General features: G+C 40.7%; 24 protein-coding genes, 4 tRNA genes and 3 rRNA genes. 24 read left to right on the top strand and 7 right to left on the bottom strand.

Annotation, left to right across the window (positions count from 1 at the left end; genetic code table 11):
• Positions 1–48 precede the first annotated feature (48 nt).
• The 7 genes from dusB (at position 49) to GQR93_RS09960 (ending at position 8307) form a co-directional block, all read left to right on the top strand.
• Positions 49–1056, top strand: coding sequence for a tRNA dihydrouridine synthase DusB (dusB, locus tag GQR93_RS09990; protein WP_003555022.1), 1008 nt, complete (start codon positions 49–51; stop codon positions 1054–1056).
• Positions 1057–1112: 56 nt separating this feature from the next.
• Positions 1113–2618, top strand: coding sequence for a lysine--tRNA ligase (lysS, locus tag GQR93_RS09985; protein WP_003555024.1), 1506 nt, complete (start codon positions 1113–1115; stop codon positions 2616–2618).
• Positions 2619–3200: 582 nt separating this feature from the next.
• A 16S ribosomal RNA gene (locus GQR93_RS09980) occupies positions 3201–4774 on the top strand.
• A 223-nt stretch (positions 4775–4997) separates the two neighbouring features.
• Positions 4998–7917, top strand: a 23S ribosomal RNA gene (locus GQR93_RS09975).
• A 74-nt stretch (positions 7918–7991) separates the two neighbouring features.
• Positions 7992–8108 (top strand): 5S ribosomal RNA (gene rrf / locus GQR93_RS09970).
• The 16S, 23S and 5S rRNA genes sit together here with 2 tRNA genes alongside, the layout of an rRNA operon.
• Before the next feature lie 6 nt (positions 8109–8114).
• Positions 8115–8187, top strand: a tRNA-Asn gene (locus tag GQR93_RS09965).
• A 47-nt stretch (positions 8188–8234) separates the two neighbouring features.
• A tRNA-Thr gene (locus tag GQR93_RS09960) sits at positions 8235–8307 on the top strand.
• A gap of 615 nt (positions 8308–8922) precedes the next feature.
• Here the strand turns inward: GQR93_RS09960 and GQR93_RS09955 are convergent.
• Positions 8923–9543 (bottom strand): hypothetical protein, encoded by a 621-nt coding sequence (locus GQR93_RS09955; protein WP_003554780.1) that lies wholly within the window; start codon positions 9541–9543, stop codon positions 8923–8925.
• 377 nt (positions 9544–9920) lie between these two features.
• On the opposite strand from GQR93_RS09955, the gene GQR93_RS09950 reads away from it, so the two are divergent.
• The 6 genes from GQR93_RS09950 (at position 9921) to GQR93_RS09925 (ending at position 13365) form a co-directional block, all read left to right on the top strand.
• On the top strand, positions 9921–10238 hold the full coding sequence (locus GQR93_RS09950; protein WP_003554778.1) for a PTS sugar transporter subunit IIB: 318 nt from the start codon (positions 9921–9923) through the stop codon (positions 10236–10238).
• A complete protein-coding gene (locus GQR93_RS09945) occupies positions 10239–10550 on the top strand; it encodes a PTS lactose/cellobiose transporter subunit IIA (RefSeq protein ID WP_003554776.1) in 312 nt (103 codons plus the stop codon).
• A 203-nt stretch (positions 10551–10753) separates the two neighbouring features.
• A complete protein-coding gene (locus tag GQR93_RS09940; protein WP_003554774.1) occupies positions 10754–12244 on the top strand; it encodes a peptide MFS transporter in 1491 nt (496 codons plus the stop codon).
• A 64-nt stretch (positions 12245–12308) separates the two neighbouring features.
• On the top strand, positions 12309–13130 hold the full coding sequence (locus tag GQR93_RS09935) for a metallophosphoesterase (protein ID WP_003554772.1): 822 nt from the start codon (positions 12309–12311) through the stop codon (positions 13128–13130).
• A 71-nt stretch (positions 13131–13201) separates the two neighbouring features.
• Positions 13202–13284 (top strand) — tRNA-Tyr (locus tag GQR93_RS09930).
• 9 nt (positions 13285–13293) lie between these two features.
• Positions 13294–13365: transfer RNA gene (locus GQR93_RS09925), tRNA-Gln, on the top strand.
• 136 nt (positions 13366–13501) lie between these two features.
• Here the strand turns inward: GQR93_RS09925 and GQR93_RS09920 are convergent.
• The 4 genes from GQR93_RS09920 to GQR93_RS09905 form a co-directional block, all read right to left on the bottom strand.
• Positions 13502–14659 carry a site-specific integrase gene (locus GQR93_RS09920; RefSeq protein ID WP_159298789.1) on the bottom strand — a complete coding sequence of 386 codons (1158 nt, stop codon included), beginning with the start codon at positions 14657–14659 and terminating at the stop codon, positions 13502–13504.
• Positions 14660–14829: 170 nt separating this feature from the next.
• The gene (locus GQR93_RS09915; protein ID WP_159298788.1) at positions 14830–15378 is read right to left on the bottom strand and encodes a DUF5067 domain-containing protein; all 549 of its coding nucleotides are present in this window, start codon (positions 15376–15378) and stop codon (positions 14830–14832) included.
• 304 nt (positions 15379–15682) lie between these two features.
• Complete coding sequence (locus tag GQR93_RS09910; RefSeq protein ID WP_159298787.1) at positions 15683–16108, bottom strand: hypothetical protein; 426 nt, start codon at positions 16106–16108, stop codon at positions 15683–15685.
• Positions 16109–16113: 5 nt separating this feature from the next.
• Positions 16114–16440 (bottom strand): helix-turn-helix domain-containing protein, encoded by a 327-nt coding sequence (locus tag GQR93_RS09905; protein ID WP_159298786.1) that lies wholly within the window; start codon positions 16438–16440, stop codon positions 16114–16116.
• 253 nt (positions 16441–16693) lie between these two features.
• On the opposite strand from GQR93_RS09905, the gene GQR93_RS09900 reads away from it, so the two are divergent.
• Positions 16694–17089 carry a helix-turn-helix domain-containing protein gene (locus GQR93_RS09900; protein WP_159298785.1) on the top strand — a complete coding sequence of 132 codons (396 nt, stop codon included), beginning with the start codon at positions 16694–16696 and terminating at the stop codon, positions 17087–17089.
• Here GQR93_RS09900 and GQR93_RS09895 read toward each other — a convergent pair.
• Complete coding sequence (locus GQR93_RS09895) at positions 17058–17270, bottom strand: YozE family protein (protein ID WP_159298784.1); 213 nt, start codon at positions 17268–17270, stop codon at positions 17058–17060. The two genes, GQR93_RS09900 and GQR93_RS09895, sit on opposite strands and share 32 nt — an antisense overlap.
• 47 nt (positions 17271–17317) lie before the next feature.
• On the opposite strand from GQR93_RS09895, the gene GQR93_RS09890 reads away from it, so the two are divergent.
• The 4 genes from GQR93_RS09890 to GQR93_RS09880 all read left to right on the top strand — a co-directional run bounded on the left by GQR93_RS09890 (position 17318) and on the right by GQR93_RS09880 (position 18162).
• Positions 17318–17524: a helix-turn-helix domain-containing protein gene (locus GQR93_RS09890; RefSeq protein WP_159298783.1), complete on the top strand. Its 207-nt coding sequence runs from the start codon at positions 17318–17320 to the stop codon at positions 17522–17524.
• A 12-nt stretch (positions 17525–17536) separates the two neighbouring features.
• Positions 17537–17716, top strand: coding sequence for a DNA-binding protein (locus GQR93_RS09885; protein WP_159298782.1), 180 nt, complete (start codon positions 17537–17539; stop codon positions 17714–17716).
• A 38-nt stretch (positions 17717–17754) separates the two neighbouring features.
• Positions 17755–17895, top strand: a complete 141-nt coding sequence (locus GQR93_RS15290) for a hypothetical protein (protein ID WP_202212590.1) — start codon at positions 17755–17757, stop codon at positions 17893–17895.
• Between the two features lie 90 nt (positions 17896–17985).
• Positions 17986–18162: a hypothetical protein gene (locus GQR93_RS09880; RefSeq protein ID WP_159298781.1), complete on the top strand. Its 177-nt coding sequence runs from the start codon at positions 17986–17988 to the stop codon at positions 18160–18162.
• Here GQR93_RS09880 and GQR93_RS09875 read toward each other — a convergent pair.
• Positions 18143–18571, bottom strand: coding sequence for a hypothetical protein (locus tag GQR93_RS09875; RefSeq protein ID WP_159298780.1), 429 nt, complete (start codon positions 18569–18571; stop codon positions 18143–18145). The two genes, GQR93_RS09880 and GQR93_RS09875, sit on opposite strands and share 20 nt — an antisense overlap.
• A gap of 67 nt (positions 18572–18638) precedes the next feature.
• Here GQR93_RS09875 and GQR93_RS09870 point away from each other — a divergent pair, with 67 nt between their 5' ends.
• From GQR93_RS09870 to GQR93_RS09845, 6 genes are all read left to right on the top strand, one after another.
• A complete protein-coding gene (locus GQR93_RS09870; RefSeq protein WP_159298779.1) occupies positions 18639–18911 on the top strand; it encodes a hypothetical protein in 273 nt (90 codons plus the stop codon).
• A gap of 129 nt (positions 18912–19040) precedes the next feature.
• The gene (locus GQR93_RS09865; RefSeq protein ID WP_159298778.1) at positions 19041–19898 is read left to right on the top strand and encodes a DUF1351 domain-containing protein; all 858 of its coding nucleotides are present in this window, start codon (positions 19041–19043) and stop codon (positions 19896–19898) included.
• A complete protein-coding gene (locus GQR93_RS09860; RefSeq protein WP_159298777.1) occupies positions 19899–20645 on the top strand; it encodes an AAA family ATPase in 747 nt (248 codons plus the stop codon).
• Positions 20578–22086, top strand: a complete 1509-nt coding sequence (locus tag GQR93_RS09855) for a DEAD/DEAH box helicase (protein WP_159298776.1) — start codon at positions 20578–20580, stop codon at positions 22084–22086. The genes GQR93_RS09860 and GQR93_RS09855 overlap by 68 nt, the downstream gene beginning before the upstream one ends.
• 12 nt (positions 22087–22098) lie before the next feature.
• Positions 22099–22623: a DUF669 domain-containing protein gene (locus GQR93_RS09850; RefSeq protein WP_159298775.1), complete on the top strand. Its 525-nt coding sequence runs from the start codon at positions 22099–22101 to the stop codon at positions 22621–22623.
• An 11-nt stretch (positions 22624–22634) separates the two neighbouring features.
• On the top strand, positions 22635–24965 hold the full coding sequence (locus GQR93_RS09845; protein WP_159298774.1) for a phage/plasmid primase, P4 family: 2331 nt from the start codon (positions 22635–22637) through the stop codon (positions 24963–24965).
• Positions 24966–25030: the final 65 nt, after the last annotated feature.

Below are 25030 nucleotides of genomic sequence, written 5' to 3'. Positions count from 1 at the left end.
TATCGGACTTTTGAAGAAAATTGAGAATTGAGCTTTGAGGTGAATGTTATGGAATGGAAAATCGGTGATATTACAATTCCAAACCAAGTTGTCGTTGCACCTATGGCAGGTGTAACCAACTCGGCTTTTAGAATTATTTGTAAAGAGTTTGGTGCTGGGCTAGTGGTCTGTGAAATGATTTCAGATCGCGGTATTATGTATAAAAACAAAAAAACGCTTGATATGATGTTCGTGGACCCTAGAGAACATCCAATGAGCATTCAAATTTTTGGCGGAACGAAAGAAACTTTGGTACAAGCTGCTAAATTTGTTGATCAAAATACGGCTGCTGACATTATTGATATTAATATGGGATGTCCTGTCAACAAGGTTGTTAAGACCGACGCTGGAGCACGATGGCTGCTTGATCCTAAAAAAGTATATGAAATGGTCTCATACGTGACAGATGCTGTTAAAAAGCCGGTGACAGTAAAGATGAGAACGGGCTGGGATGAAGATCATATTTACGCTGTTGAAAATGCGTTAGCTGCTGAGCGAGCCGGTGCGTCGGCTCTTGCAATGCATGGGCGGACCCGTAAACAAATGTATATGGGACATGCAAACTGGGATATTCTTAAAGAGGTTGCTGGTCAATTACACATTCCTTTTATGGGGAATGGGGATGTCAGAACCCCACAGGATGCAAAAAAGATGTTGGAGGATGTGGGCGCTGATGCTGTCATGATGGGACGAGCTGTTGAAGGAAATCCGTGGGTCCTCAGTCAGGTTGAACATTATTTGGAAACTGGAGATATTTTACCGGAACCGACCCCTGAAAAAAAGATCGCAACAGCAAAAGAACACCTGCATCGCCTTGTAGAACTTAAAGGTGATCACGTTGGTTCACACGAATTTCGTGGGCAGTCCGGTTATTACTTAAAAGGTATTTCTCATTCTGCAAGGACCAAGGTTGCATTGGTCAATGCAGATGGTGAACAGGCAATGGATGATATTTTTGATCAATTCTTGGAAAAGAATGCCCAAAGACAGGCACGTCATCAACAAATGGCCCAATAAAGGAAGTCGTTTTGTGGTATCATAATTAGTAGTTTATTATCGTAGGAGGTTTGACATTGGCCAAAGATAAAGAAATGAATGATCAAATGATTGTTCGTCGGCAAAAGATGGACGAGTTGCGGAAGGAAGGAATCGATCCTTTTGGACATCGGTTTCAGCGTACCTATTTAGCTACGCAGCTTCATGACGAGTTCGACAATACTGACAAAGATGATTTGATGAATTTAAATAAGAAAGTCACTGTTGCAGGACGGATGATGGCAAAACGTGGTAAAGGTAAAGTTGGTTTTGCTGATTTAAAAGATCGTACAGGCAAAATTCAAATTTATGTGCGCAAGGATATCGTTGGTGATGATATCTATCATATTTTCAAACGCTCAGATATTGGCGATCACCTAGGTATTTCGGGACAGATTATTAAAACCGATATGGGTGAGTTAACCGTTCGAGCTGAATCCGTTACTTTCCTTTCAAAAGCACTCAGACCATTGCCGGACAAGTGGCATGGACTTCAGGACCAGGAACAAAAATATCGTCAACGTTATCTTGATTTGATTTCGAACCAGGATAGCTTTGATCGCTTCCATAAACGAAGCCATATCATTACGGCCATTCGTAATTATTTGGATTCTCATGATTATTTGGAAGTTGAAACGCCAGTGCTGCATAATCAAGCGGGGGGTGCCAACGCTCGTCCATTTATTACCCATCACAATGCTTTGAACATTGACTTGTACTTGAGAATCGCTCTTGAATTACATCTGAAACGATTAATCGTTGGTGGCATGGAGCGTGTGTATGAGATTGGTCGTGTTTTCCGAAATGAAGGAATGGATACCAGACATAATCCGGAATTCACGATGCTTGAATCATACGTTGCCTACTATGATTTCCACGATGTTATGGATGAAACAGAGGGCATTTTTAAGGCCGCTGCCAAGACTGTAACCGATGATGGGATGATTACTTATCAGGGTCATACAATTGATCTGGATAAGCCATTTAAGCGTCAACACATGGTTGATGCAATTAAAGAGTATACTGGGATTGATTTCTGGAAGCCAATGGATGATGATGCTGCAAAGAAATTGGCTGATGAGCATCATATCCATTACGAACCATGGTGGAAAACAGGCCATATTATCAATGCATTCTTTGAGGAACTTGTTCAACCTAAGTTGGAACAGCCAACTTTCATTTATGGTCATCCGGTTGAAATTTCTCCTTTGGCAAAGAAAAATGCAGAAGACCCACGTTTCACTGATCGATTTGAACTGTATATTTTAACAAACGAATTTGCTAATGCCTTTACTGAATTGAATGATCCAATTGATCAACGTCAGCGCTTCGAAGCTCAAGTTAAAGAACGTCAAGAAGGTAATGACGAAGCTGAAGGTATTGATGAAGATTATATTGAGGCTCTGGAGTATGGTATGCCGCCAACAGGTGGTTTGGGGATCGGCATTGATCGTTTGGTTATGCTGTTGACAGATGCACCATCTATTAGAGATGTTCTTCTTTTCCCAACTATGAGACCAGAAGATAACTCTGAAAAAGAATAGACCGTATACTTAAGTTAAAGTTTCAATAGGCTTGCTTTACGCGAGGTTATTGAAACTTTTTCTTTTTGTATTCAAAAAAAATCGAAAAACAAAAAGACGAAACACTAATGTTAGATAGTTGACTTTTAACGTGTATACCACTTTTATTTCCGAATTAATTTGCCGTATGATTCTTAGTTGTTCGGCTTTAGCTTCACTATCGTCTATATGCAGAAACAAGCCCGGTACCTTGTGAGTCGTTAATCCTATTTTTTTGAATTTATGCCTTGACGAATCGCGATTTATTCGGTATATTTATTTATGCTGTTTCAGTGAGTGAACAAGCCAAACGGATTCAATCAAAAAGTTAATTCAAAAGTTTTGTTGACAATCACTTCTCAGCATGGTAATATTAAATAGTTGTCAACAGCGAGGGATTGCTGCTAACAACTCAGGTAGACCTTTGAAAACTGAATAAAATTTTCGACAAACAAATTGTGTAGGGTGCTTCGATTTTAATCGAAGCCAATTAACAAATTGCGAAGTCAATTCGCTAGTAACAATAAAAAATAATCAATGAGTCACAAATGATCATTTTGATTTTAAGATGAGAGTTTGATCCTGGCTCAGGACGAACGCTGGCGGCGTGCCTAATACATGCAAGTCGAACGCGTCTTGGTCAATGAAGTTGAGTGCTTGCATTTAACTGATTTGACATTAAGACGAGTGGCGAACTGGTGAGTAACACGTGGGTAACTTGCCCCGAAGCGGGGGATAACATTTGGAAACAGGTGCTAATACCGCATAACAACAAAAACCACATGGTTTTTGTTTAAAAGATGGTTTCGGCTATCACTTTGGGATGGACCCGCGGCGTATTAGCTAGTTGGTGAGGTAATGGCTCACCAAGGCAATGATACGTAGCCGACCTGAGAGGGTAATCGGCCACATTGGGACTGAGACACGGCCCAAACTCCTACGGGAGGCAGCAGTAGGGAATCTTCCACAATGGACGAAAGTCTGATGGAGCAACGCCGCGTGAGTGATGAAGGGTTTCGGCTCGTAAAACTCTGTTGTTGGAGAAGAACGGGTGTCAGAGTAACTGTTGACATCGTGACGGTATCCAACCAGAAAGCCACGGCTAACTACGTGCCAGCAGCCGCGGTAATACGTAGGTGGCAAGCGTTGTCCGGATTTATTGGGCGTAAAGCGAGCGCAGGCGGTTTTTTAGGTCTGATGTGAAAGCCTTCGGCTTAACCGGAGAAGTGCATCGGAAACCGGGAGACTTGAGTGCAGAAGAGGACAGTGGAACTCCATGTGTAGCGGTGAAATGCGTAGATATATGGAAGAACACCAGTGGCGAAGGCGGCTGTCTGGTCTGCAACTGACGCTGAGGCTCGAAAGCATGGGTAGCGAACAGGATTAGATACCCTGGTAGTCCATGCCGTAAACGATGAGTGCTAAGTGTTGGAGGGTTTCCGCCCTTCAGTGCTGCAGCTAACGCATTAAGCACTCCGCCTGGGGAGTACGACCGCAAGGTTGAAACTCAAAGGAATTGACGGGGGCCCGCACAAGCGGTGGAGCATGTGGTTTAATTCGATGCTACGCGAAGAACCTTACCAGGTCTTGACATCTTCTGCTAACCTAAGAGATTAGGCGTTCCCTTCGGGGACGGAATGACAGGTGGTGCATGGTTGTCGTCAGCTCGTGTCGTGAGATGTTGGGTTAAGTCCCGCAACGAGCGCAACCCTTATTGTCAGTTGCCAGCATTTAGTTGGGCACTCTGGCGAGACTGCCGGTGACAAACCGGAGGAAGGTGGGGATGACGTCAAATCATCATGCCCCTTATGACCTGGGCTACACACGTGCTACAATGGACGGTACAACGAGTCGCGAAACCGCGAGGTCAAGCTAATCTCTTAAAGCCGTTCTCAGTTCGGATTGTAGGCTGCAACTCGCCTACATGAAGTTGGAATCGCTAGTAATCGTGGATCAGCATGCCACGGTGAATACGTTCCCGGGCCTTGTACACACCGCCCGTCACACCATGAGAGTTTGTAACACCCAAAGCCGGTGAGGTAACCTTCGGGGGCCAGCCGTCTAAGGTGGGACAGATGATTAGGGTGAAGTCGTAACAAGGTAGCCGTAGGAGAACCTGCGGCTGGATCACCTCCTTTCTAAGGAAAATTCGGAAACCTACACAATGTCGAAAGTTTTGTTCAGTTTTGAGAGGTCTACTCTCAAACTTGGTTCTTTGAAAACTAGATAATATTAATTTTCTGTAATTTATTGAATTGGATATAATCCAATTTCAACCGAGAACACCGCGTTATTTTGAGTTTGTTAACTAAGTAAAAAATCGCAAATACTCAATTAACTAAAGTATCCGTAGGATACTTAGGTTAAGTTATCAAGGGCGCATGGTGGATGCCTTGGCACTAGGAGCCGATGAAGGACGGGACTAACACCGATATGCTTCGGGGAGCTGTACGTAAGCTTTGATCCGGAGATTTCCGAATGGGGAAACCCAGCAGTTTTAATCGACTGTTACTGCTCAGTGAATTCATAGCTGAGTAGAGGTAGACGTGGGGAACTGAAACATCTCAGTACCCACAGGAGAATAAAGAAATTTCGATTCCCTCAGTAGCGGCGAGCGAACGGGGAACAGCCCAAACCAATGAGCTTGCTCATTGGGGTTGTAGGACTGAACATTTGAGTTACCAAAGTGATGGATAACCGAACAATCTGGGAAGATTGGCGAAACAGGGTGATAGCCCCGTAGGTGAAATCCAGCACCCTCAGTTCAGGATCCTGAGTACGGCGACACACGTGAAACGTCGTCGGAATCCGGGAGGACCATCTCCCAAGGCTAAATACTCCCTAGTGACCGATAGTGAACCAGTACCGTGAGGGAAAGGTGAAAAGCACCCCGGAAGGGGAGTGAAACAGTTCCTGAAACCATGTGCCTACAAGCAGTTAGAGCCCGTTAATGGGTGATAGCGTGCCTCTTGTAGAATGAACCGGCGAGTTACGGTTGCATGCAAGGTTAAGGTGTTAAAGCCGGAGCCGCAGCGAAAGCGAGTCTGAAATGGGCGTTGAAGTATGTTGCTGTAGACCCGAAACCAGGTGATCTACCCATGTCCAGGCTGAAGGTGCGGTAAAACGCACTGGAGGGCCGAACCCGTGTACGTTGAAAAGTGCTGGGATGAGGTGTGGGTAGCGGTGAAATTCCAAACGAACTTGGAGATAGCTGGTTCTCTCCGAAATAGCTTTAGGGCTAGCCTCGGACGTAGAATCATGGAGGTAGAGCCACTGTTTGGACGAGGGGCCCGTCATGGGTTACTAAGTTCAGATAAACTCCGAATACCATTGATTTTTATCCGGGAGTCAGACGATGAGTGATAAGATCCATCGTCGAAAGGGGAACAGCCCAGACCGCCAGTTAAGGTCCCTAAATATATGCTAAGTGGAAAAGGATGTGGAGTTGCATAGACAACTAGGATGTTGGCTCAGAAGCAGCCACCATTTAAAGAGTGCGTAATAGCTCACTAGTCGAGTGATCCCGCGCCGAAAATTTACCGGGGCTAAGCATATTACCGAGACTGCGGACCTGAACTTTGTTCAGGTGATAGGAGAGCGTTCTAAGGGCAACGAAGCCGGACCGCAAGGACCGGTGGAGCGCTTAGAAGTGAGAATGCCGGTATGAGTAGCGAAAGATCAGTGAGAATCTGATCCACCGAATGACTAAGGTTTCCTGGGGAAGGCTCGTCCTCCCAGGGTTAGTCGGGACCTAAGCCGAGGCCGCAAGGCGTAGGCGATGGATAACAGGTTGAGATTCCTGTACTAGTTGATGATGTTTGAGCGATGGAGGGACGCAGGAGGCTAAGTTGTGCATGCAGTTGGAAAGGCATGTTCAAGCCACGAGTCAGTCAAAGAGTCAAATGCTTTTTGGCGGGTTGACAAGTGGTGATGAGGACCGAAATTTAAGTAGGGAAGCAACCCACGTCACACTGCCGAGAAAAGCTTCTAGTGAGTCATCAACTACCCGTACCGCAAACCGACACAGGTAGTCGAGGAGAGAATCCTCAGGTGAGCGAGTGAACTCTCGTTAAGGAACTCGGCAAAATGACCCCGTAACTTCGGGAGAAGGGGTGCTGGCCACATGGCCAGCCGCAGTGAAAAGGCCCAGGCGACTGTTTATCAAAAACACAGGTTTCTGCAAAATCGTAAGATGACGTATAGGGGCTGACGCCTGCCCGGTGCTGGAAGGTTAAGTGGATGAGTTAGCTTCGGCGAAGCCCAGAAATGAAGCCCCAGTAAACGGCGGCCGTAACTATAACGGTCCTAAGGTAGCGAAATTCCTTGTCGGGTAAGTTCCGACCCGCACGAAAGGCGTAACGATCTGGGCACTGTCTCAACGAGAGACTCGGTGAAATTGAGATACCTGTGAAGAAGCAGGTTACCCGCGACAGGACGGAAAGACCCCATGGAGCTTTACTGTAGCTTGATATTGGGTGTTGACACAGCTTGTACAGGATAGGTAGGAGCCGTTGAAGCCGGAACGCTAGTTTCGGTGGAGGCATTGGTGGGATACTACCCTCGCTGTGTGAACACTCTAACCCGCGCCACTTAGCGTGGCGGGAGACAGTGTCAGGTAGGCAGTTTGACTGGGGCGGTCGCCTCCCAAACAGTAACGGAGGCGCCCAAAGGTTCCCTCAGAATGGTTGGAAATCATTCGACGAGTGTAAAGGCAGAAGGGAGCTTGACTGCGAGACAGACAGGTCGAGCAGGGACGAAAGTCGGGCTTAGTGATCCGGTGGTTCCGTATGGAAGGGCCATCGCTCAACGGATAAAAGCTACCCTGGGGATAACAGGCTTATCTCCCCCAAGAGTCCACATCGACGGGGAGGTTTGGCACCTCGATGTCGGCTCATCGCATCCTGGGGCTGTAGTCGGTCCCAAGGGTTGGGCTGTTCGCCCATTAAAGCGGTACGCGAGCTGGGTTCAGAACGTCGTGAGACAGTTCGGTCCCTATCCGTCGCGGGCGTAGGAAATTTGAGAGGAGCTGTCCTTAGTACGAGAGGACCGGGATGGACATACCGCTGGTGTACCAGTTGCGCCGCCAGGCGCACCGCTGGGTAGCTATGTATGGATGAGATAAACGCTGAAAGCATCTAAGTGTGAAACTCGCCTCAAGATGAGATTTCCCATTCCTATATGGAAGTAAGACCCCTGAGAGATGATCAGGTAGATAGGTTGGAAGTGGAAGTGCAGCGATGCACGGAGCGGACCAATACTAATCGGTCGAGGACTTAACCAAGTAGAAATGGTGTTTGAAGGCAGAAAATTAATATTAGCTAGTTTTGAGAGAACGAAGTTCTTTCAGGAAAATAGTGTGGTGGCGATAGCCAGAAGGATACACCTGTTCCCATGCCGAACACAGTCGTTAAGCTTCTGCACGCCAAGAGTAGTTGGGGGATCGCCCCCTGCAAGGGTAGGACGTTGCCACGCAATTATTCCGGCATAGCTCAGTTGGTAGAGCACCTGACTGTTAATCAGGTTGTCGACGGTTCGAGCCCGCCTGCCGGAGATTGATTATGGTGCTAACAAGACGTTAGCATTTTTGTCTAATCTTTCGCCGGCTTAGCTCAGCTGGTAGAGCATCGGTATCGTAAACCGAGGGTCACAGGTTCAACTCCTGCAGCCGGCATACTGAGTTATAAACGAAATTTAAACGGAAATGATATAACCACGCAGGTTATGTCATTTCCGTTTTTTTGATGATTCGCATCACATGACTTATAAAAGCAGTGGTTAATCCCCCAATAACCTCGTCTTAATCAACCAATGTTCATCAAGGTTCACCGTAAAAAATATGGGCCTTTGCAGGCAAGCTAACTTGATCGTTTAAAATTCGGTCTGCAAAAAAGTGTCATAACTATCAGATTTGTTTGATAGTTATGACACTTTTTTGATAGACATTCTAATGATAGGTCCTTTCATTAGAATCAAATTTCAATAAACTCATACTAAACACGCTTAACTCTTTATTTCAAAGTTGACAAGCAATAATCATAGCCAGAAGTCTTCCTAAAGTTTATTGAAGACAAATGGATATAAAGGCTAAGGCCCATTAATTGAAGCATAAAAGCAGGCTATCAACAGTAAAGAAATCATACTACTGATGATAGCTATCATAGCTACAGGAAAACTAACGCCGTAAAAAATTGCAGGAAATCGCATAATGACTTAATCTTTTTTAATGTGAAGACTTTTATATACCAATACGAACTAAAAAAATGATCAGTTTTATTCACTAGTAAAATTATTGTTCACTCAGATCTTGATAATGTTGAATTTGTGCCTGTAATGGTGAAATTTGATTTTGAATATCAATTGATTGTTGTTCTAACCCGAGATAACTAGCTTGAAAAGCCTGTGGATTACTACCAGCGGCCGTAAATGCACGTTGGTAGTCTGCAGAGGAAGTATCACTATTAGCTAGTCCATCCGCTGTGCTTTGCATAGTAGATAATTGAGACTGAATAGAATCAAGTTGTTTTTGCAATGTATCAATTTGAGCCTGAATTGGCTTAATTTGAGCAGTATAAGGATACATTGCTACTTTAAACGTTTGGCTAACTGGTCGGTAATTAAATTTAGTGGCGGTTATTTTATAGCTTCCAATATGTGAGAGCGTATATTTTAACGGAATCGTAAAATGCCCAGAAGAATTAGTCGTTGCTTTGGCTTTTAAATCACCATCTTGATAAAAATTAACGCTGGATCCCTTTGTAGCAGTGCCGGCAATTTTAGTTTGTGAATTATTTACAGGCCGAACCTTTAATTTCAATGCGTTGCTACTGTAATAGCTGGCGCTTGCTGCACTTGCGAATATAAATGGAATTGCTAAACTAACCCCGGCAATAAATACCATTTTTTTCATAATCTTAAACTCCTCCCCAACATAACTTTTTTAATTTAAGAAAAAATAATTTAACATTTTTCAAATGTTAATAATCTTAAACTTCGAAATCCATTATATGCTTTGCCTACTTCAAAAATCTATTAGATGAGCAAATATTTTATAACCTTATAGTTTTTTAAAAAAACATAAGGTTATAAATGAACTTATTCTTCTGGGATAAGTCTTTAAAATAAATTGGTATAGATTGGCGATTGAAATTGGTATATACATTAATATGAAATTAAAAGCTTATATACAGGCATTGTTAATAGTTAGTCTTATATTGGTACTTGCTAAAAATTGGACGATGTGATAATCTGTATAAGTAAGATAAATAGTTAAAGGGGATCTTTTAAATGAAAAATGTATTATTAATTTGTGAAAATGGTATTTCAAGTAACTTCCTTTTAAAATCTGCTAAGTCATTTATGGAAGTCTATGACGCTCAATTTAACCTGATTTCTGCAGATTATACCAAAGCAGATACATATTTGGATAGCAATATTGATTTAGTTTTAATTGCTCCTCAGGCGTCATATCACGATAAAGAAATCAAAATGATTGATGGCAGAGCCAAGGTGAAGACAATTCCAGATGATGTTTATGGGTGGGCCAATGGAGAAAAGTTAGTTAAATTTATTATGAATGAGTTCACACCAGCAGAGGCCATGTAAGTGAATGATGATGAACTTAATCAAATTGCAATGTCGATGTTAATGTATTCGGGACATGCAAAGAAAATATTAGCTGAGATATTGGATCAATTATCAAATTCAGTAGAAAAACAAGATCATACTGAAAATTTATCAACGGCTTATAATTGGCTTAAAAAAGCGCACATTGAACAAAATAAAATAATGCAGCATGCGCAACAACTACAATATTCAGTTTTATTAACGCATGCTCAGGATACATTAATGAACACTGAGACTATCTATTTTATAGTTAAGCGTTTCATTCCGATAATCTTAAATTCCAAAAAATAAATTACTGAAGAAAAATCAGCGATGTAAAGGCATTTGCCTGTTGAGACAGCTTTATTAGAGGATAGGGTTTGTTGAATTCGTTGTGTATCTAGCTTATAATTACTCTTATGATTTATTCTTTAAACGAGAGTAATTTTAAATAAAGATCTAATCCCGCTAACAATCTGTTAAACGGATTAGATTTATTTTTTGGAGGGTGTCACATGCAACAACAAGGTCAAAGTGACCAGGAGAAACGTGCAGATACGTCATTCTTCGGCCAACCTCGTGGGCTTTCTACATTGTTCTTTACAGAAATGTGGGAGCGGTTCAGTTACTACGGGATGCGCGCAATTCTTCTTTACTACATGTATTGGAGTGTGGCTAAGGGTGGACTTGGTTTTGAGCCTGGCTTGGCTGCGTCAATCATGTCAATTTACGGGTCACTTGTTTATTTGTCATCAGTTGTCGGCGGATTTATTAGTGACCGAATTTTAGGTAGTCGAAGAACTGTTTTTTATGGTGGTATATTGATCATGTTTGGTCATATTGCACTATCAATGCCACTGGGTTCGATTGCTTTGTTTGTCTCAATCGTTTTAATCACGTTGGGAACCGGTCTATTAAAACCAAATATCTCTGAAATGGTTGGCGATTTATATACTGAATACGACAATCGACGAGATTCCGGTTTTACAATTTTTGTTTTTGGTATTAACTTTGGTTCCTTTATTTCACCAATTCTTGTTGGGTATCTCGGGCAGCATGTTAATTTTCATTTAGGTTTTTCACTTGCTGCTATCGGTATGTTTTTTGGATTACTTCAGTATATCCGTGGTGGAAAGAAGCATCTTCCAAGCTCAAGTTTGTACGCTTCCGATCCATTGGAACCTGAAGATGTCAAAAAATTGTCCGTCAAGGTTGGACTTGGTGTCGTTGTCTTTGCGTTGATATTACTCTTAATGAACGTTATGGGTGCTTTAAACATTGGTAACTTTATTACCTTATTAAGTGTTATTGCCGTTGCAACACCAATTATCTATTTCATTATCATCATCACCAGCAAGAAGATCACCAGCACAGAACGCTCGCGTGTCATTGCTTACATTCCATTATTTATTGCTGCTGCTATTTTTTGGGCAATTGAGGAGCAAGGGTCAAGTGTTCTAGCGCTTTTTGCGGCTAACCAAACTAATAATAGTTTATTTGGTTTCCAGATTCCCGCAAGCTGGTATCAGTCATTGAACCCATTCTTTATTATGCTGTACACGCCATTCTTTGCATGGCTTTGGATTAAACTGGGTAAGAAACAGCCAAGTTCGCCAAGTAAATTTTCACTTGGTCTTATGATTGCAGGACTTTCATATCTCTTTATGGTCATTCCCGTTGCGTTGTTTGGCAGCTCTGCTAAAGTAAGTCCATTTTGGTTAATCGGAAGTTGGGCAATTGTCGAAGTTGCTGAATTGCTTATTTCACCAATTGGGCTTTCTGTGACAACCAAGTTGGCGCCGAAATCGTTTGAATCGCAAATGATGAGCATGTGGTTCCTAGCCGATTCTGCAGCTCAAGCTGTCAATTCTCAAATCGTTAAATACTATACGCCAGACAATGAAGTCAGGTACTTTACGATGGTTGCAATTGCTGCAGTTGTCGCGGGTATTCTATTAGCCTTTTTAATTAAACCAATTAAGAAATTAATGGAAGGCGTCAATTAGTTTTAAAGTGCATAAAATGTGTTATCCTACTTGGGATAGCACATTTTTTATGAGGAGATAAAAGATGATTCGAATAGCAGCCTCTAGTGACAACCACTTGGATTTGAATAAAGTACCAACTGACGGCATCATTCATCAGCAAGCTCAATATTTAACTGAAAATAAAACTGATTATTATTTAGTGGCAGGTGATTTGTTTAATGATTTTCACGAAACTGTCAGTTATATTCAGCAATTGTCAGGACAACTATCTAGTACTCAAGTGTTGTTTATCGCTGGCAATCACGATATGATACGAAACGTGACCTATGATCAATTGGAAAATGGACATTGGCCGGGTTATTTAAATAATCACTATTTTGATATTCCGGAGACAAATTATCGAATTATAGGGCTAAATGGTTGGTATGACTATTCATTTGCAAAGAACACCGGAAAAACAGAAGCACAGTTTCACCAATGGAAAATGGCCTATTGGATAGATAGCCTTATTAAGCAGCCTATGAGCGATCCACAACGAGAGGGAATAGTTATTGACGAATTAAAAAAGCAGCTTGAGATGGCCCAAAAGGCGCAAAAAAGGGTTGTTTTAATGACACACTTTGTTCCAAATCAATTGTTTATTCGATATACAGGTGATAATCGATTTTGGAACATGGCTAATGCAATGCTCGGTAGTGTGAAAGTCGGGCAACTGATTGACGAATATGCTGTCCCCATTGTTATTTTTGGACACATTCATGATCATATGAATCCCAGGAAAATTGGAAACACATGGTATTATAACGGTGCAGTTGGATACCATAATCATCACCATAATGAGTGGCAAACCAATACCTTTTATAGTGAGTGGCTAAAGCAGTTAAAAACAATTCAACTTTTTTAAAAATTTTGCTTGACGAAATAGCGATAATTTTGTATTATTATATTCGTTGGTTTGATACCGACACAGATTGCGGAGGGGTAGCGAAGTCTGGCTAAACGCGGCGGACTGTAAATCCGCTCCTTCGGGTTCGGTGGTTCGAATCCACTCCCCTCCATTTTATTCTTGGGCTATAGCCAAGAGGTAAGGCAACGGGTTTTGATCCCGTGATGCGCTGGTTCGAACCCAGCTAGCCCAATAATTGAGTTTCGCCCGTTCTTATAGGTTGTCAAAAAGCCTATGAGGACGGGCTTTTTTGTACATTCGATTTCTTTGAGTGTCACTGATTGTCAGTAAAAAGTTAGCCAAAAGTTAGCCAGTTTTGAATAAAGTTTTTAGAAATCTAAATACCTTGCAAGTTTCTTTGTTGCCTCATTCTGTTCTTGCTTCGTAGTTGCCGTGTAAACGTCCATCGTTGTTTTATAAGACGAATGTCCTAACTGCTCTTGAACTGACTTAATAGAGGCTCCTGCGGCGAATGAGAGGGTTGCATACGTGTGTCGAAAAGCATGAACTGTAACTTTCTTTAAATCAAAGTTATCGATTACATATTTTAGCCATAGTTGTGGTTTAACGGGTTGGAACATTTCATTTTTTTCGTTTGAAAAAACTAAATTGTCACCGATAGGAAAGCCCATTGCTTGTAAATACTTTTGCTGCTCTTTTTGCCAGTTACGTAAAATTTGGGCCGTTTTAGCGTCAATGTAAGCCGTTCGCTCACTTCGAATTGTCTTGGGTGTTTGGATAACTAGACGGTTACCAGCGCCGCGAGATTGGGTTTTAGTGATGCTGATTGAATTGCTGCGAAAATTAATATCACTCCACTTAAGAACCAACATTTCTGATTTACGCATTCCTGAGAAAGCAGCTAAACGAAAGAAAATGTAGGCTTGTGGATTTAAGTCGGCATCCTTTAGGAATTTAAAGAATTTTTTTAAATCATTCTTATCGTAATAATTTTCTAAATTTTGTTGAACAGTGTTTTGAGTGTTCCTAGGAATAATGACCTGCTTAGCTGGATTGCGGTCAATTAATTCCATGGAAATCGCAAAATCTAAAACTTTAGCAGTATAGTTTATAAATCGATGATATTGTGATAGACCATTCTCGAACCACGCATTAACGGCTTTTTGGCAATCCACAACCGTGATCTTTTCCACACGGTATTTCTCAAAGACTGGCAAAATGTGAAGCCTGAAAATACGCTTCGTGGTTGCCCATGTGCTTTCTTTAACAGTGTTTTTGTACTGCTTAAACCACAGGTCATAGAGGTTGCCAAATGTTTCATGGCGGGATGCTCCTTTTGTTTCCAATTCCCCATTTTCAACCTGTAGTTTTAAACGTGATAATGTGAGCTGCGCTTCCTTTTTGGTCTTAAAGCCACGACGTCTAGTGGTTCTCTTTTTACCAGTCAGAGCGTCAGTACCAATAAATAGTTGAAATTCGTATCGGGTTTCGTTTTTCTTGTTTTTATAACTTCTTATTTTTGCCATTATTTATTCCTCTTTCTACCCCGGGACGGATTTTAAGGGAATATTGCGGTATCACCACCTTTCATGTAATATTAAGTAAAAGGGTATAGTTAACCCTTGTATATGTAGTAATTATCTGGGGCACATCCTAAACTTTGGCGAGTGGGGGATGTGCTGCTTTTTTTATTTAATTATTGAATCTTATACGTTTGAATACCAACAGTTGAATCTACACCAATCGGGGTTGCACGAACTTTAATTGGAGTTTTCGTGCTAGAAAGTTCCCATGCCATTGCGCCTTTGGCAGTTTTACCTTTTTTGATTACATCGCTTTGAGTTTTCATTAACTCATCATCAGGAGCAATCGCGTTATCTAATTCATGATCAGTACTCTTAGTTGCCTGTGAGGCTTCTAAAACCGAGGAAGCAACCGTTGCGTCAATTCTTTTTCCACTGGTATTTTTTACTGTATACCAGATGGCGAAAATCGGCTTTTTGCTATAGTCATTTCCTTTTTGCCCTGCAGGAATAACAGAAGTTTTTGTGATTTTGAGTGTGAAATCTTCAAGTTTAAGATAATTATTTTCGAAATATCGATCTTTCTTTTTCTGAGTCTTTACCACATGGGTGTTATTATCAGAAGATTTTGAACTGTTTTTGCTTGATGAATTACTACTTCCACACCCCGCAAGCAAAAATAAGCTTGTAGCAATAATTCCCATATTTATTACTTTTTTCATGCACAGACACTCCTCCAGATATTTCAGCTTTTTATGACATCAGTGTTTGGTCAAAAAATGATGGTTACGATTTCTTCCTATGTGTTCGTTCCAGATAATCGAAAAGATAAATTAGTCCAAACGCAACTTCTTCTGAATCTCTTTCGCTTAGAATTTCCCCGTTGTATCTGTACCGCTTGCCAGAGAAGTATATGGCAATCCAACGCATTAAAGTATCACGAAATTCAATGTGATTGTTTACATAAATAACACCGTTAGATCTCATCATTTCGGTAAATGAATTTTCCAAAATAATCACCTCAAATTAATAATGCTTTTCAACATACTTATGAATTTCCTCCACGACCGTTTTATGCAAATGACTTGGAATATCAAAAAGATCCATAAAATTCTTGACGTTGATTTGTTCTAGTTCTTTTCCCTCAATGTAATAAGGCAATAATAATCGAATTCCGCCACGATCAGCTTCTAATTCAATCTCTGGATCACTATAAATAGATTCAAAACCTATTAAATTATGAAAAGAACGGTCTTCATTAAGAACATGGGTAATTTCGTGACCAATTTGTAAAGGAATCTGGCGTGGACGATAATATCCCATGTTAATAATAATTTTTCGATTGCGGGTATCTGCTAAAGAAGGTGTATAAGCATCCAACAAGCGAGTTAACTCGTAACCAATGTTATTATCATATGCAAAATTAAGTAAACCTGTTATTAAATCATCCACCAGCATCACTTCCCCAATAATCTTTTAATTAATTCCATATCTTCCTCTGGAATAGGTTTTCCATCGAAGGTTAAAATAGCGTCATCTTTGTTTAAATCTACGGTAGGCTTTTTCTTAGCCTCCTTTTTTGATATTGATGTATCATCCCCCAAAAGTTTACTGACATCAACATCCAAGACCTTAGCAATTACAGTTAACGTTTCTAAAGTAGGATTTACCCCCTTGTTGTACTGATAAATAACATTGCGGCTTAAACCAGATTTTTTGGCCACAGTTTGTAAGTTCATTCCTCTTTTTTTAGCATATTTTTTAATGTTGTCATATACCGACATTATAGGATTCTCCCGGACATGACGAAGAAAAATAACAGAAATACTGTAAAAAATGCTTGCACAATAACAGCACACCTGTTATTATAAGTTCATCAAGTAATTAAGCAATTAAAAAGGAGCACAAAAATAACGATACTTTGGCGAGTGAATGTTATTAGGCTTTTATTGCTTTCTTTGTTATGGCTTTATATTACAGTATAGCTGTTATTTTGTCAATTACTTGATGAACAAATAACAGAAGGGAGGTGAGCAGATGTCAATTTACAGCAACGTTAAGCATTATGCCTATCTCAAACAATTATCAATTGCTGAAATTGAGCGCCAAGTTGGATTTTCAAATGGTTCAATTTCGAAATGGAAAAGTAGTCAGCCTTCAGCCTTATCTTTGCAGAGGATCGCAAAACACTTGGATGTAACAATTGATGACCTTATTAATGACCACAGTAATGAGGAACATCCTAAGCTGCGAAAAATTTCAACGGTTGATTTAATAAAGGAGTTGAGTAAAAGAAAAGAAGCTCGATTATTACGTGGCGGTATCTATGCAGAGGCTAAGCTGCAAGGAAAATATAGCCAACGAGATATTGAACTTCCAGCTAATTATTGGATTTTGCTGATTAACGATTCTTTTCAGCTAGATAGTAATTAAAAACATTACGGATAATTTCTAGTTCTGGATTTTGAGGATTAACGGTTTTAATGTACTGTTCCAAGGCTTTCCAATCTGAAACATTTTTAGGGAAGGTTTTGTCAGCCTTGGCATCTTTGGCAAAATCGCCAATTGGGAGATTAACATCAACAAACTCTTGTAACCAATCATAAAAACTCATATTTTCACCACCTTTATCACAAAGTATAGCAGAAAGGAGGTGGTTAAATGACTGAAGAAATCATTGTTCAAGGCGCTAAAGAAATCAAGAAGAAAATCAAAGGTGCTTTGATCGAACGCGACATGACACAAGTTGAGCTTGCGAAGTTACTCAATGTTAATCCGCAGGTTTTGAACCGAGCTATCCACGGTGATATGTCACCACGTTCGATTCAGATTCGTAAAGAGATTTACAAAGTGCTGGGATTGAACTAGGAGGTGCCCACTGTGGAAGTAACTGAAAAACGCTACTTGAATTATAAGGAAGCAATGAAATATATGGGTATCGGCTCATATAACACATTGCACAAGTACATGGCGCTGGGTTTAAAGGTTACCATGACGCCATTCGGTAGCAAAATTGACAAACAGGACATTGATGAATTTTTGAAACAATATAAAATGTAAAAACCCCTGGGACGGATTTACATGAAGGAATGATAAATATGGTTCTGAATTTACCAACATGGGTTGGCTGGTTGCTATTTTCGGGATTCACCTTTTTCTTAGGTTCTGAATATCGAAAATACAAAGTTATGAAAGCTCGAGGAAAACAAGCTGATTTTTGGAGAGAATGGTTTGACTAGTTTATATATATTGGTTGGAATTTTCATAGTAGCGCTTGTTATTGAACAGTTTGACACGAGTAATGCCAGGCACAAGAAGGGACGGAAAAAATGAACGAAAAATTAAAATGGAAGTACACTTCTGCTTCTAGAGAAAATGTATTTCAGGGATACGAAACTGATTTGGCACTTATCGACGAACTCGATCAGCTAAATAAAACGCTCCAGGTTATTGCAAGTAACCAAGAGCGTACGCAGCGTATTTCAATTAGTCCTGAGAAGAAGTAATATTTGCAGACCCCCAAGTGGCTCCTATGACTTTACTTGTATCTACAGCAAGAAAAGGAATGTCCGTCTGGGAAGTAGAACCAATTTTTATGATTTTGACATCTTTCATAAAAATTATGTCTTCTTGGTTTTGAAGATAATCGATTTTAAATTTTGAAAAGGTCGATTTATCTGAGAACCCTTTTGAAAATTTAGTAAAAAGTTTTTTACGGTTTTCATTTAATGATTCAGTGAGAGCGGAATACGTAGATTGAAAAATACTGCCCTTTTCTAAATCATCAGCATTTTTGACTAATTTTCCAGAAATAATTGTTGCATCTGTTATCAACAGTAGTTCGTCTTTGCTATCTTCTAATGCACTTGGAATTACGCCAAGTCCACGTATAAAGTTAGATTTTGCAAAACTCATTATTTTCACCACCTTTCTATTTAAGTATAGCAAAGGTGTAATCACAAAAACACAGGAGGAAACGTAAATGAACACAGAATACAAAAAGTTATTGTTAGAGAGTTTGGAAAAGGTGCATCAAGCAATCAACAAAGTTGAACCGGTGGAGCTACCAAGTTTAGTGCATACCGAAATCGAAATTATCACCTCGATTGAAAAGGCTGACCAGGCGGCAAAGATGAATGCGGGGTTAAACAACTTAGTTAATGAGGTGAAAGAAGCATTAATTGGTCCTACAACGAAATCGCAATCTAATATTGATGCTTTGCTGGATGAACTGCGGGGCGTGGGAGGTAAATAAATGTTATCAAGACACAAAAATGCCCACCGGCGGCAACCAGCGGGCGTTAAAACTTTAGCAAAAATATTTTTCAAGTTAAGTATACGAGATTTCAGCAATTTACTCAATTAATGAGGAGGTTATTTATCTATGGCAAGTGACTTAAAGTTACCGGACTACACGATTGATTATCGACCCACGGTGATTTCGATTAACAATTTTGACCAGCTAAAAACTGCTGTGGAAGCGTATGCCGCTAAGTATCAGAATTTAGCAGTGTCGACTTCCACAGAAAAAGAAGCCAAGACTAGTCGGGCAGAATTGAGGAAACTAAAAGCTGCTCTAGACGACAAGCGAAAAGAGATCAAGAAAAAGTACGCTGAACCTTACGAGGCTTTCGCTAATCAAATTAAGGATTTAGAAGCAACGCTAGACGCTTCAATTAACCCGATTGATGTTGGTTTAAAGGAACTGGAAGAACATCAACGACAGACCCGCTTAGAGCACGTTCAAGCGTTGATTGACGAGATGGCACCCAACTATCACGTTAACCCCGATGAAGTTGAAATTGACCCCACTTGGCTTAATAAATCAACTTCTAAGAAAAAAGTAACTGAAGGCATTGCTGACGTGATGGGCTACATCAAGAAACAGCACGATGATTTAGAAACGGGGATTAATGCCATTACCAAGTATGCCCAAGCATACAACATTGATCCAGCTGGCTGGATTGACCAACTGAAGCAAGGGCAAGATGTGAATTATCTGATTCAAGCGATTGATAACCAAGTACGGCGCAACCAAGAAGCTCAACAGAGAGCCGAAGCGCAAGTAGCAGCTGAAAAGGTCAATCAAGTTCAAAAAGGGAATCAGACCATTGATAAAACGACCGGCGAAGTGGTTTCGCACAGTGTGGTTTTGAAAATCACAACGACAATTCCTGAAATGAACCTGTTAAAAGCTTATATGGACAACAAAGGTATTCAATATGAAAGGGTTGGTGGCTAAATGAAAATTATGCAGGCTAAAGACCTTCAGCGTACCAAGAATTGGCGGATCATTCTTTATTCAAAACCCGGGACAGGAAAAACGAGTTCCGTTAAATTCCTAACCGGTAAAACGTTGGTTTTTGATTTAGATAATTCAGCTAAGGTATTGGCCGGAACACCTAATGTTGATGTGATCGAGCTTGATCGAACTCATCCCGAAAAGCAAGTTGAAGACTTCTTACGAGAGGCGAAAGAACTTGCTAAAAATTATGACAATTTGGTGATTGATAATGTTTCAAGCTTTGAAAAAGATTGGTTTATTGAAAAAGGCCGTGACAGTCATAACGGGATTTCAAATGAGTTGCAAGACTATTCCCAGTGGACAAATTATTTTGCTCGCATAATGACCAGTTTTTATTTATTACCCATCAATGTTTTAACCACCGCTTGGGAAACCCAACGAGAGATTACTACTGAAAATGGGCAAAAGTTTAATCAGTATGCGCCAGAGATTCGTCAATCTGTTTTGGATGGCATGCTTGGGTTATGTGATGTAGTTGGGCGGTTGGTGATCAACCCTAAAACAGGTGGCCGAGGGGTCATTTTACAGGGGAATGATTCGATCTATGCCAAGAATCGACTCGATGATCGCACGGTCGCACCAATCGAAGAATTGTTTAATTTTGGAAGTGATGTGAATGTTTCAGCTTCATCCGTATCAAACGGAACTAGTGAACGAAGCCCGAAGCGAACTACAGAAGGGTAAACACGCAGTGCTAATTGTTAGCCCGGCTGGTTCTGGTAAATCAGTAATCATTGCTGAGATTGCTCGGTTAACGGTTAGTAAGGGCGGTCATGTACTGTTTATGGTCCACCGTAAAGAATTAGTTGAGCAAATTACCAATTCGTTTAAAAAACAAGGGGTCGACCTTCGGCATTGCACAATTATGACAGTGGGTAAAATTAAAAATCGCTTAGGTGAACTGCCAAAACCAAATTTAATCATTACGGATGAGACGCACCATAGTTTAGCTAAAACGTACCGGACAATTTATGAGTATTATCCACAGGTTGCTCGTTTAGGTTTCACAGCCAGTCCTTGGCGTATGAATGGTAAAGGTTTGAAGGCGGTTTATGATTCGATGATTCTTGGTCAATCGGTTAGATGGTTGATTGATCATCATTATCTAGCTCCTTACCGGTATTTTTCAATTAATAATGTCAATTCAGATCAATTACAAAAATCATCCACCGGAGATTTTACAAATAATTCGATTACTGAAGCAATTGGAAAAACGATTTTTGGTGATGTGGTTGAGAACTATCAAAAGTTAGCTAACAATCAACAGGCTATCTTATATGCACACAATGTGGAATATTCCCAGCGCTACGCTTCTGAATTTAATAGCCACGGAATTTCAGCCGTCCATTGTGATGCAAAAACCCCAGCTAAAAAACGTCATGAAATTATGTCAGATTTTAAAGCTGGCAAAATCAAAGTCCTTTGTAATGTGGATCTGGTCGGGGAAGGTTTTGATGTCCCCGACGTACCGGTGGTGATGTTATTACGGCCAACCGCTTCATTGGTGGTGCATATTCAGCAATCTATGCGAGGGATGCGTTATAAGCCAGACAAAACGTCGATTATTATTGACCAGGTCGGCAACGTTTATCGGCTAGGGTTGCCTGATGATGAACATCATTGGTCGCTGGGTGATTGGAAAGAATCGGCGATTCGAATTATTACTTGTCAATCCTGTTTTGCTACTTTTCATAAGTGGAAAAATATTGATGGAAAACGAGTATGCCCACTTTGTGGGGCACCGGCACCAGTTGAAGAACGAGACTATGACGGGACTAAAGAACAGGTCAAAGCTGAATTAGCAGAGTTAAGTACCAAAGAAGGGCGGCTAACGTTACTAGCCAATAAAAGCCCCAAGCGGCAACGATCACTCTGGACTATCTATCGAGTATTAAAGGCCCAAAAGCAAACTAACAAAGGAAATGTTAATTATCCGTTAGCAAGAGCGATGCACATTCGTTTAGATCAGGTAAAGGAAATTTCCGATGAAGAATTAAAAGAGTTTGCTGTTAAAAGTCATCAATCTATTAGTGGGGTTTATTACTCGTATCGAATCGCTAAAGAGAAACATGTTTCAAAAGAAAATCGCCAACAAGAATGGCATCAAAAACTATTTAATTTCTAGGAGGAAAACAGCATGAGTTTTAAAGTTGATTATTCAAAAATTACAGATACAAACGTGGAAAACGGTGACTATGAAGTGCTTATTAGCAATGTTGAGGAGGGCGCTAACCAGAATACGGGTGCAGAATACGTGAACTTTGACATGGTGATTCGAAATGATATCTCTGATCAGAAGTTCCAAAACGCCCATGTCTTTCATCGAATTTACCGTAATAAGAAAACCGGTGAATACCCCGACAGTATGATTTTTCAAATTGCGAAAGCGGCTGGGATGGAAGACGGTAAACAATATAACTCGTTTGAAGACTTTATGAATGACATGGTGGGTAAACCCCTTAAAGTGCGAGTACGGAATGAAAGCTCGGAGTACAAAGGTAAAACCTATGAAAATCTCAATGTAAAACGTTGGGGCAAAACTAACTTCCCAAGCGTCCAGCATGTTTGGCCAAATAAAATGAAACCTCAAAATAATGCCAATCCGCAAGCCCCACAAAATAAAGAAACGATTGATATTCAAGATGACAACTTGCCATTCTAGGAGTGATGTAAATGTATGGACAGATTCCAGCGGAATTAAAACAGCTGAAACGCTGGGGTGTTTACAAGAAAATTTGGAAGCCAGAGCGTAAAAAATTTACCAAAATTCCTATTAATCCAATGACCGGAAACGGAGGAAAGACTAATGACGAGAGCACATGGACTGACTTTAAGACCGCCTTAGCGGCGGTTAGCCGATTGAACTTAGACGGTTTGGCTTTTTACTTTAAGCCCCCTTACATTGGAATTGATGTTGATAATGTGGCTGATGATATCGAAGAATTTACTCATGGCGACACCGATAACATTGTCAGTGATTTTATGAAGCACACTAACAGTTATTCTGAAATCTCGTTATCGGGTAAAGGGCTGCACATTATTGTCAAAGGGACGATTAACGGTGAGAAGCGCCGACACAAGAATTGTGAGATGTATGAAGATGGTCGTTTCTTTGCGATGACGGGAAACTTCTTTGGTAATCCTGATAATAATTTGATTCGTGAAGTGAATGTCGATTATTTGTACAAGAAATATATTGAACCTGAAAGTAAAGTGGTTGACCTGTTTCATCCTTCCACAGTTAAAGCAAATGATTTGGCTACCAACGACATTATTAAAGCAGCGGCTACTAGTCGAAGCGGTGAACGATTTCAAAGGTTATACCGGGGCGAATGGGAAGGCTTGTATTCTAGTCAATCCGAAGCTGATATGTCGTTTGCTAATGATTTGGCTTTCTGGACAGCTAAGGACTTTGGCAAGATGGATGAAATTTTCCGCTCGTCAGGATTGATGCGAGATAAGTATGATGAAAAACACGGTAAAGCCACGTATGGGGTTGGGTTACTAAACAAAGCCATTGCAGATACCTCTCGCACTTACCAGCCAAAAGAACAGCAGAAAGATGATTTTTATTTATCCATTCCGGGGGTGAATCAATCTCGACAGAAAAAACGAGATAAGTTCTATTCCTATGATGATACTGGTAACGCAGAACGATTCTATGATAAGTTTTACAAAATTGCCAAGTACGACACCATTAATCGACGCTTTATGTATTTTGATGGTCAGGTTTGGAATGAGGATAAGAAGTACACGGTTGCCAAATTATTTAATCGAATTGTGGAAGAGTTACCCAAAGAGCCACTGCACATTGTTCCTGGTGAAGAAGACGAAAAGGCTGCTAAAGAAGCTCGAGGAAAATTTATTAAACGTTCTCGACAAAATGCTGGTAAAACCTCAGCTTTAAATGAAATTAAAAAATTGATTCCAGCAACTCCTGATGAATTCGATACGGAGTTGAACACAGTCAATACGCCTAGCGGCTATGTCGATTTATCAAATGGGGAGCTGCACGAAACAACCTACAAAGATATGTTTACCAAAATTACCGCTGCCGAATATTCCCCCACAGCAGAGGCACCACGATGGCAAGAATTTTTACAGCAAATCTTTCAGGCGGACGAAACGCTAATCAAATTTGTACAGAAATTATTTGGTTATACACTGACCGGAACCATGAGTGAACAGAATTTTATTATCCTCCACGGGAAGGGTGGCAATACTAACGGAGCTAACGGGAAGTCGGTATTTGTTGAAACCCTACGTGAGATTTTAAATAGTTATGCCGTTACGATCAATCCAGAAATTTTGTTAGTCAATAAGTTTGGCGGTACGGATAGCACTACCATGTCGGAATTATCTTTGATGAAAGGCGCCCGCATGATTGCCACTTCGGAAACTGAAAGTGATGTTCGTTTATCGGAAGCTTTAATTAAACGAATGACAGGTGGCGAAGCAATTACTGCTAAAAAGCTTTATGCCGAACCCTTTACGTTCATGCCAACCGGAACTATTTGGATGTCTACTAATAACAAACCGATTGTTCGAGGCACTGATCACGGAATTTGGCGGCGCTTAATTTTCATTCCTTTCCTGGCGCAGATTCCTGAAAATCAAAAAGACATTCACTTGAAAGATAAATTGATGCGAGAAAAAAGCGGCATTCTGAACTGGGCGGTTGACGGAGCCCTAATGTGGCAACGTGAAGGACTAAAGCCACCAGCAATTGTTCAAGCTGAAAATAACGAATACCGAGAAGAAATGGACACGGTCGGTCAGTTCTTAAGCGAAGTAGCTGATTTTGGTGGTAGTTATCGTAGTTCTTTTACGGATATTGCCGAGACTTGGGATACTTGGGAAAAAATTCATGGTTCTGGGATGAGTAAAAATAAGTTAAATCGTGAATTGGGGAACCGTTATTCTAGGTTTCGTACAAAAGGTGAAAGAGGATTTATAGGCTTCAAGATTAAAGAAAATATTCAAAATAAACAATTTAATTTTTAGGTGACGCATTTATATGCAGATGCGTCACCTAGTAAAGGCTGATATATCAAGCCTTAGCTATTGCT

The organism is Lentilactobacillus hilgardii (genome assembly GCF_009832765.1).
Classification (GTDB): Bacteria; Bacillota; Bacilli; order Lactobacillales; family Lactobacillaceae; genus Lentilactobacillus; species Lentilactobacillus hilgardii.
This window is presented reverse-complemented; position numbering and strand designations above follow the sequence as displayed.

Bases quoted from the DNA above. Each gene is read 5' to 3' on its own strand.
- dusB (WP_003555022.1), top strand. From the start codon at position 49: ATGGAATGGAAAATCGGTGATATTACAATTCCAAACCAAGTTGTCGTT.
- GQR93_RS09955 (WP_003554780.1), bottom strand. From the start codon at position 9,543: ATGAAAAAAATGGTATTTATTGCCGGGGTTAGTTTAGCAATTCCATTT.
- GQR93_RS09950 (WP_003554778.1), top strand. From the start codon at position 9,921: ATGAAAAATGTATTATTAATTTGTGAAAATGGTATTTCAAGTAACTTC.
- GQR93_RS09940 (WP_003554774.1), top strand. From the start codon at position 10,754: ATGCAACAACAAGGTCAAAGTGACCAGGAGAAACGTGCAGATACGTCA.
- GQR93_RS09935 (WP_003554772.1), top strand. From the start codon at position 12,309: ATGATTCGAATAGCAGCCTCTAGTGACAACCACTTGGATTTGAATAAA.
- GQR93_RS09920 (WP_159298789.1), bottom strand. From the start codon at position 14,659: ATGGCAAAAATAAGAAGTTATAAAAACAAGAAAAACGAAACCCGATAC.
- GQR93_RS09915 (WP_159298788.1), bottom strand. From the start codon at position 15,378: ATGAAAAAAGTAATAAATATGGGAATTATTGCTACAAGCTTATTTTTG.
- GQR93_RS09905 (WP_159298786.1), bottom strand. From the start codon at position 16,440: ATGTCGGTATATGACAACATTAAAAAATATGCTAAAAAAAGAGGAATG.
- GQR93_RS09900 (WP_159298785.1), top strand. From the start codon at position 16,694: ATGTCAATTTACAGCAACGTTAAGCATTATGCCTATCTCAAACAATTA.
- GQR93_RS09895 (WP_159298784.1), bottom strand. From the start codon at position 17,270: ATGAGTTTTTATGATTGGTTACAAGAGTTTGTTGATGTTAATCTCCCA.
- GQR93_RS09890 (WP_159298783.1), top strand. From the start codon at position 17,318: ATGACTGAAGAAATCATTGTTCAAGGCGCTAAAGAAATCAAGAAGAAA.
- GQR93_RS15290 (WP_202212590.1), top strand. From the start codon at position 17,755: ATGGTTCTGAATTTACCAACATGGGTTGGCTGGTTGCTATTTTCGGGA.
- GQR93_RS09880 (WP_159298781.1), top strand. From the start codon at position 17,986: ATGAACGAAAAATTAAAATGGAAGTACACTTCTGCTTCTAGAGAAAAT.
- GQR93_RS09875 (WP_159298780.1), bottom strand. From the start codon at position 18,571: ATGAGTTTTGCAAAATCTAACTTTATACGTGGACTTGGCGTAATTCCA.
- GQR93_RS09870 (WP_159298779.1), top strand. From the start codon at position 18,639: ATGAACACAGAATACAAAAAGTTATTGTTAGAGAGTTTGGAAAAGGTG.
- GQR93_RS09865 (WP_159298778.1), top strand. From the start codon at position 19,041: ATGGCAAGTGACTTAAAGTTACCGGACTACACGATTGATTATCGACCC.
- GQR93_RS09860 (WP_159298777.1), top strand. From the start codon at position 19,899: ATGAAAATTATGCAGGCTAAAGACCTTCAGCGTACCAAGAATTGGCGG.
- GQR93_RS09855 (WP_159298776.1), top strand. From the start codon at position 20,578: ATGTTTCAGCTTCATCCGTATCAAACGGAACTAGTGAACGAAGCCCGA.
- GQR93_RS09850 (WP_159298775.1), top strand. From the start codon at position 22,099: ATGAGTTTTAAAGTTGATTATTCAAAAATTACAGATACAAACGTGGAA.
- GQR93_RS09845 (WP_159298774.1), top strand. From the start codon at position 22,635: ATGTATGGACAGATTCCAGCGGAATTAAAACAGCTGAAACGCTGGGGT.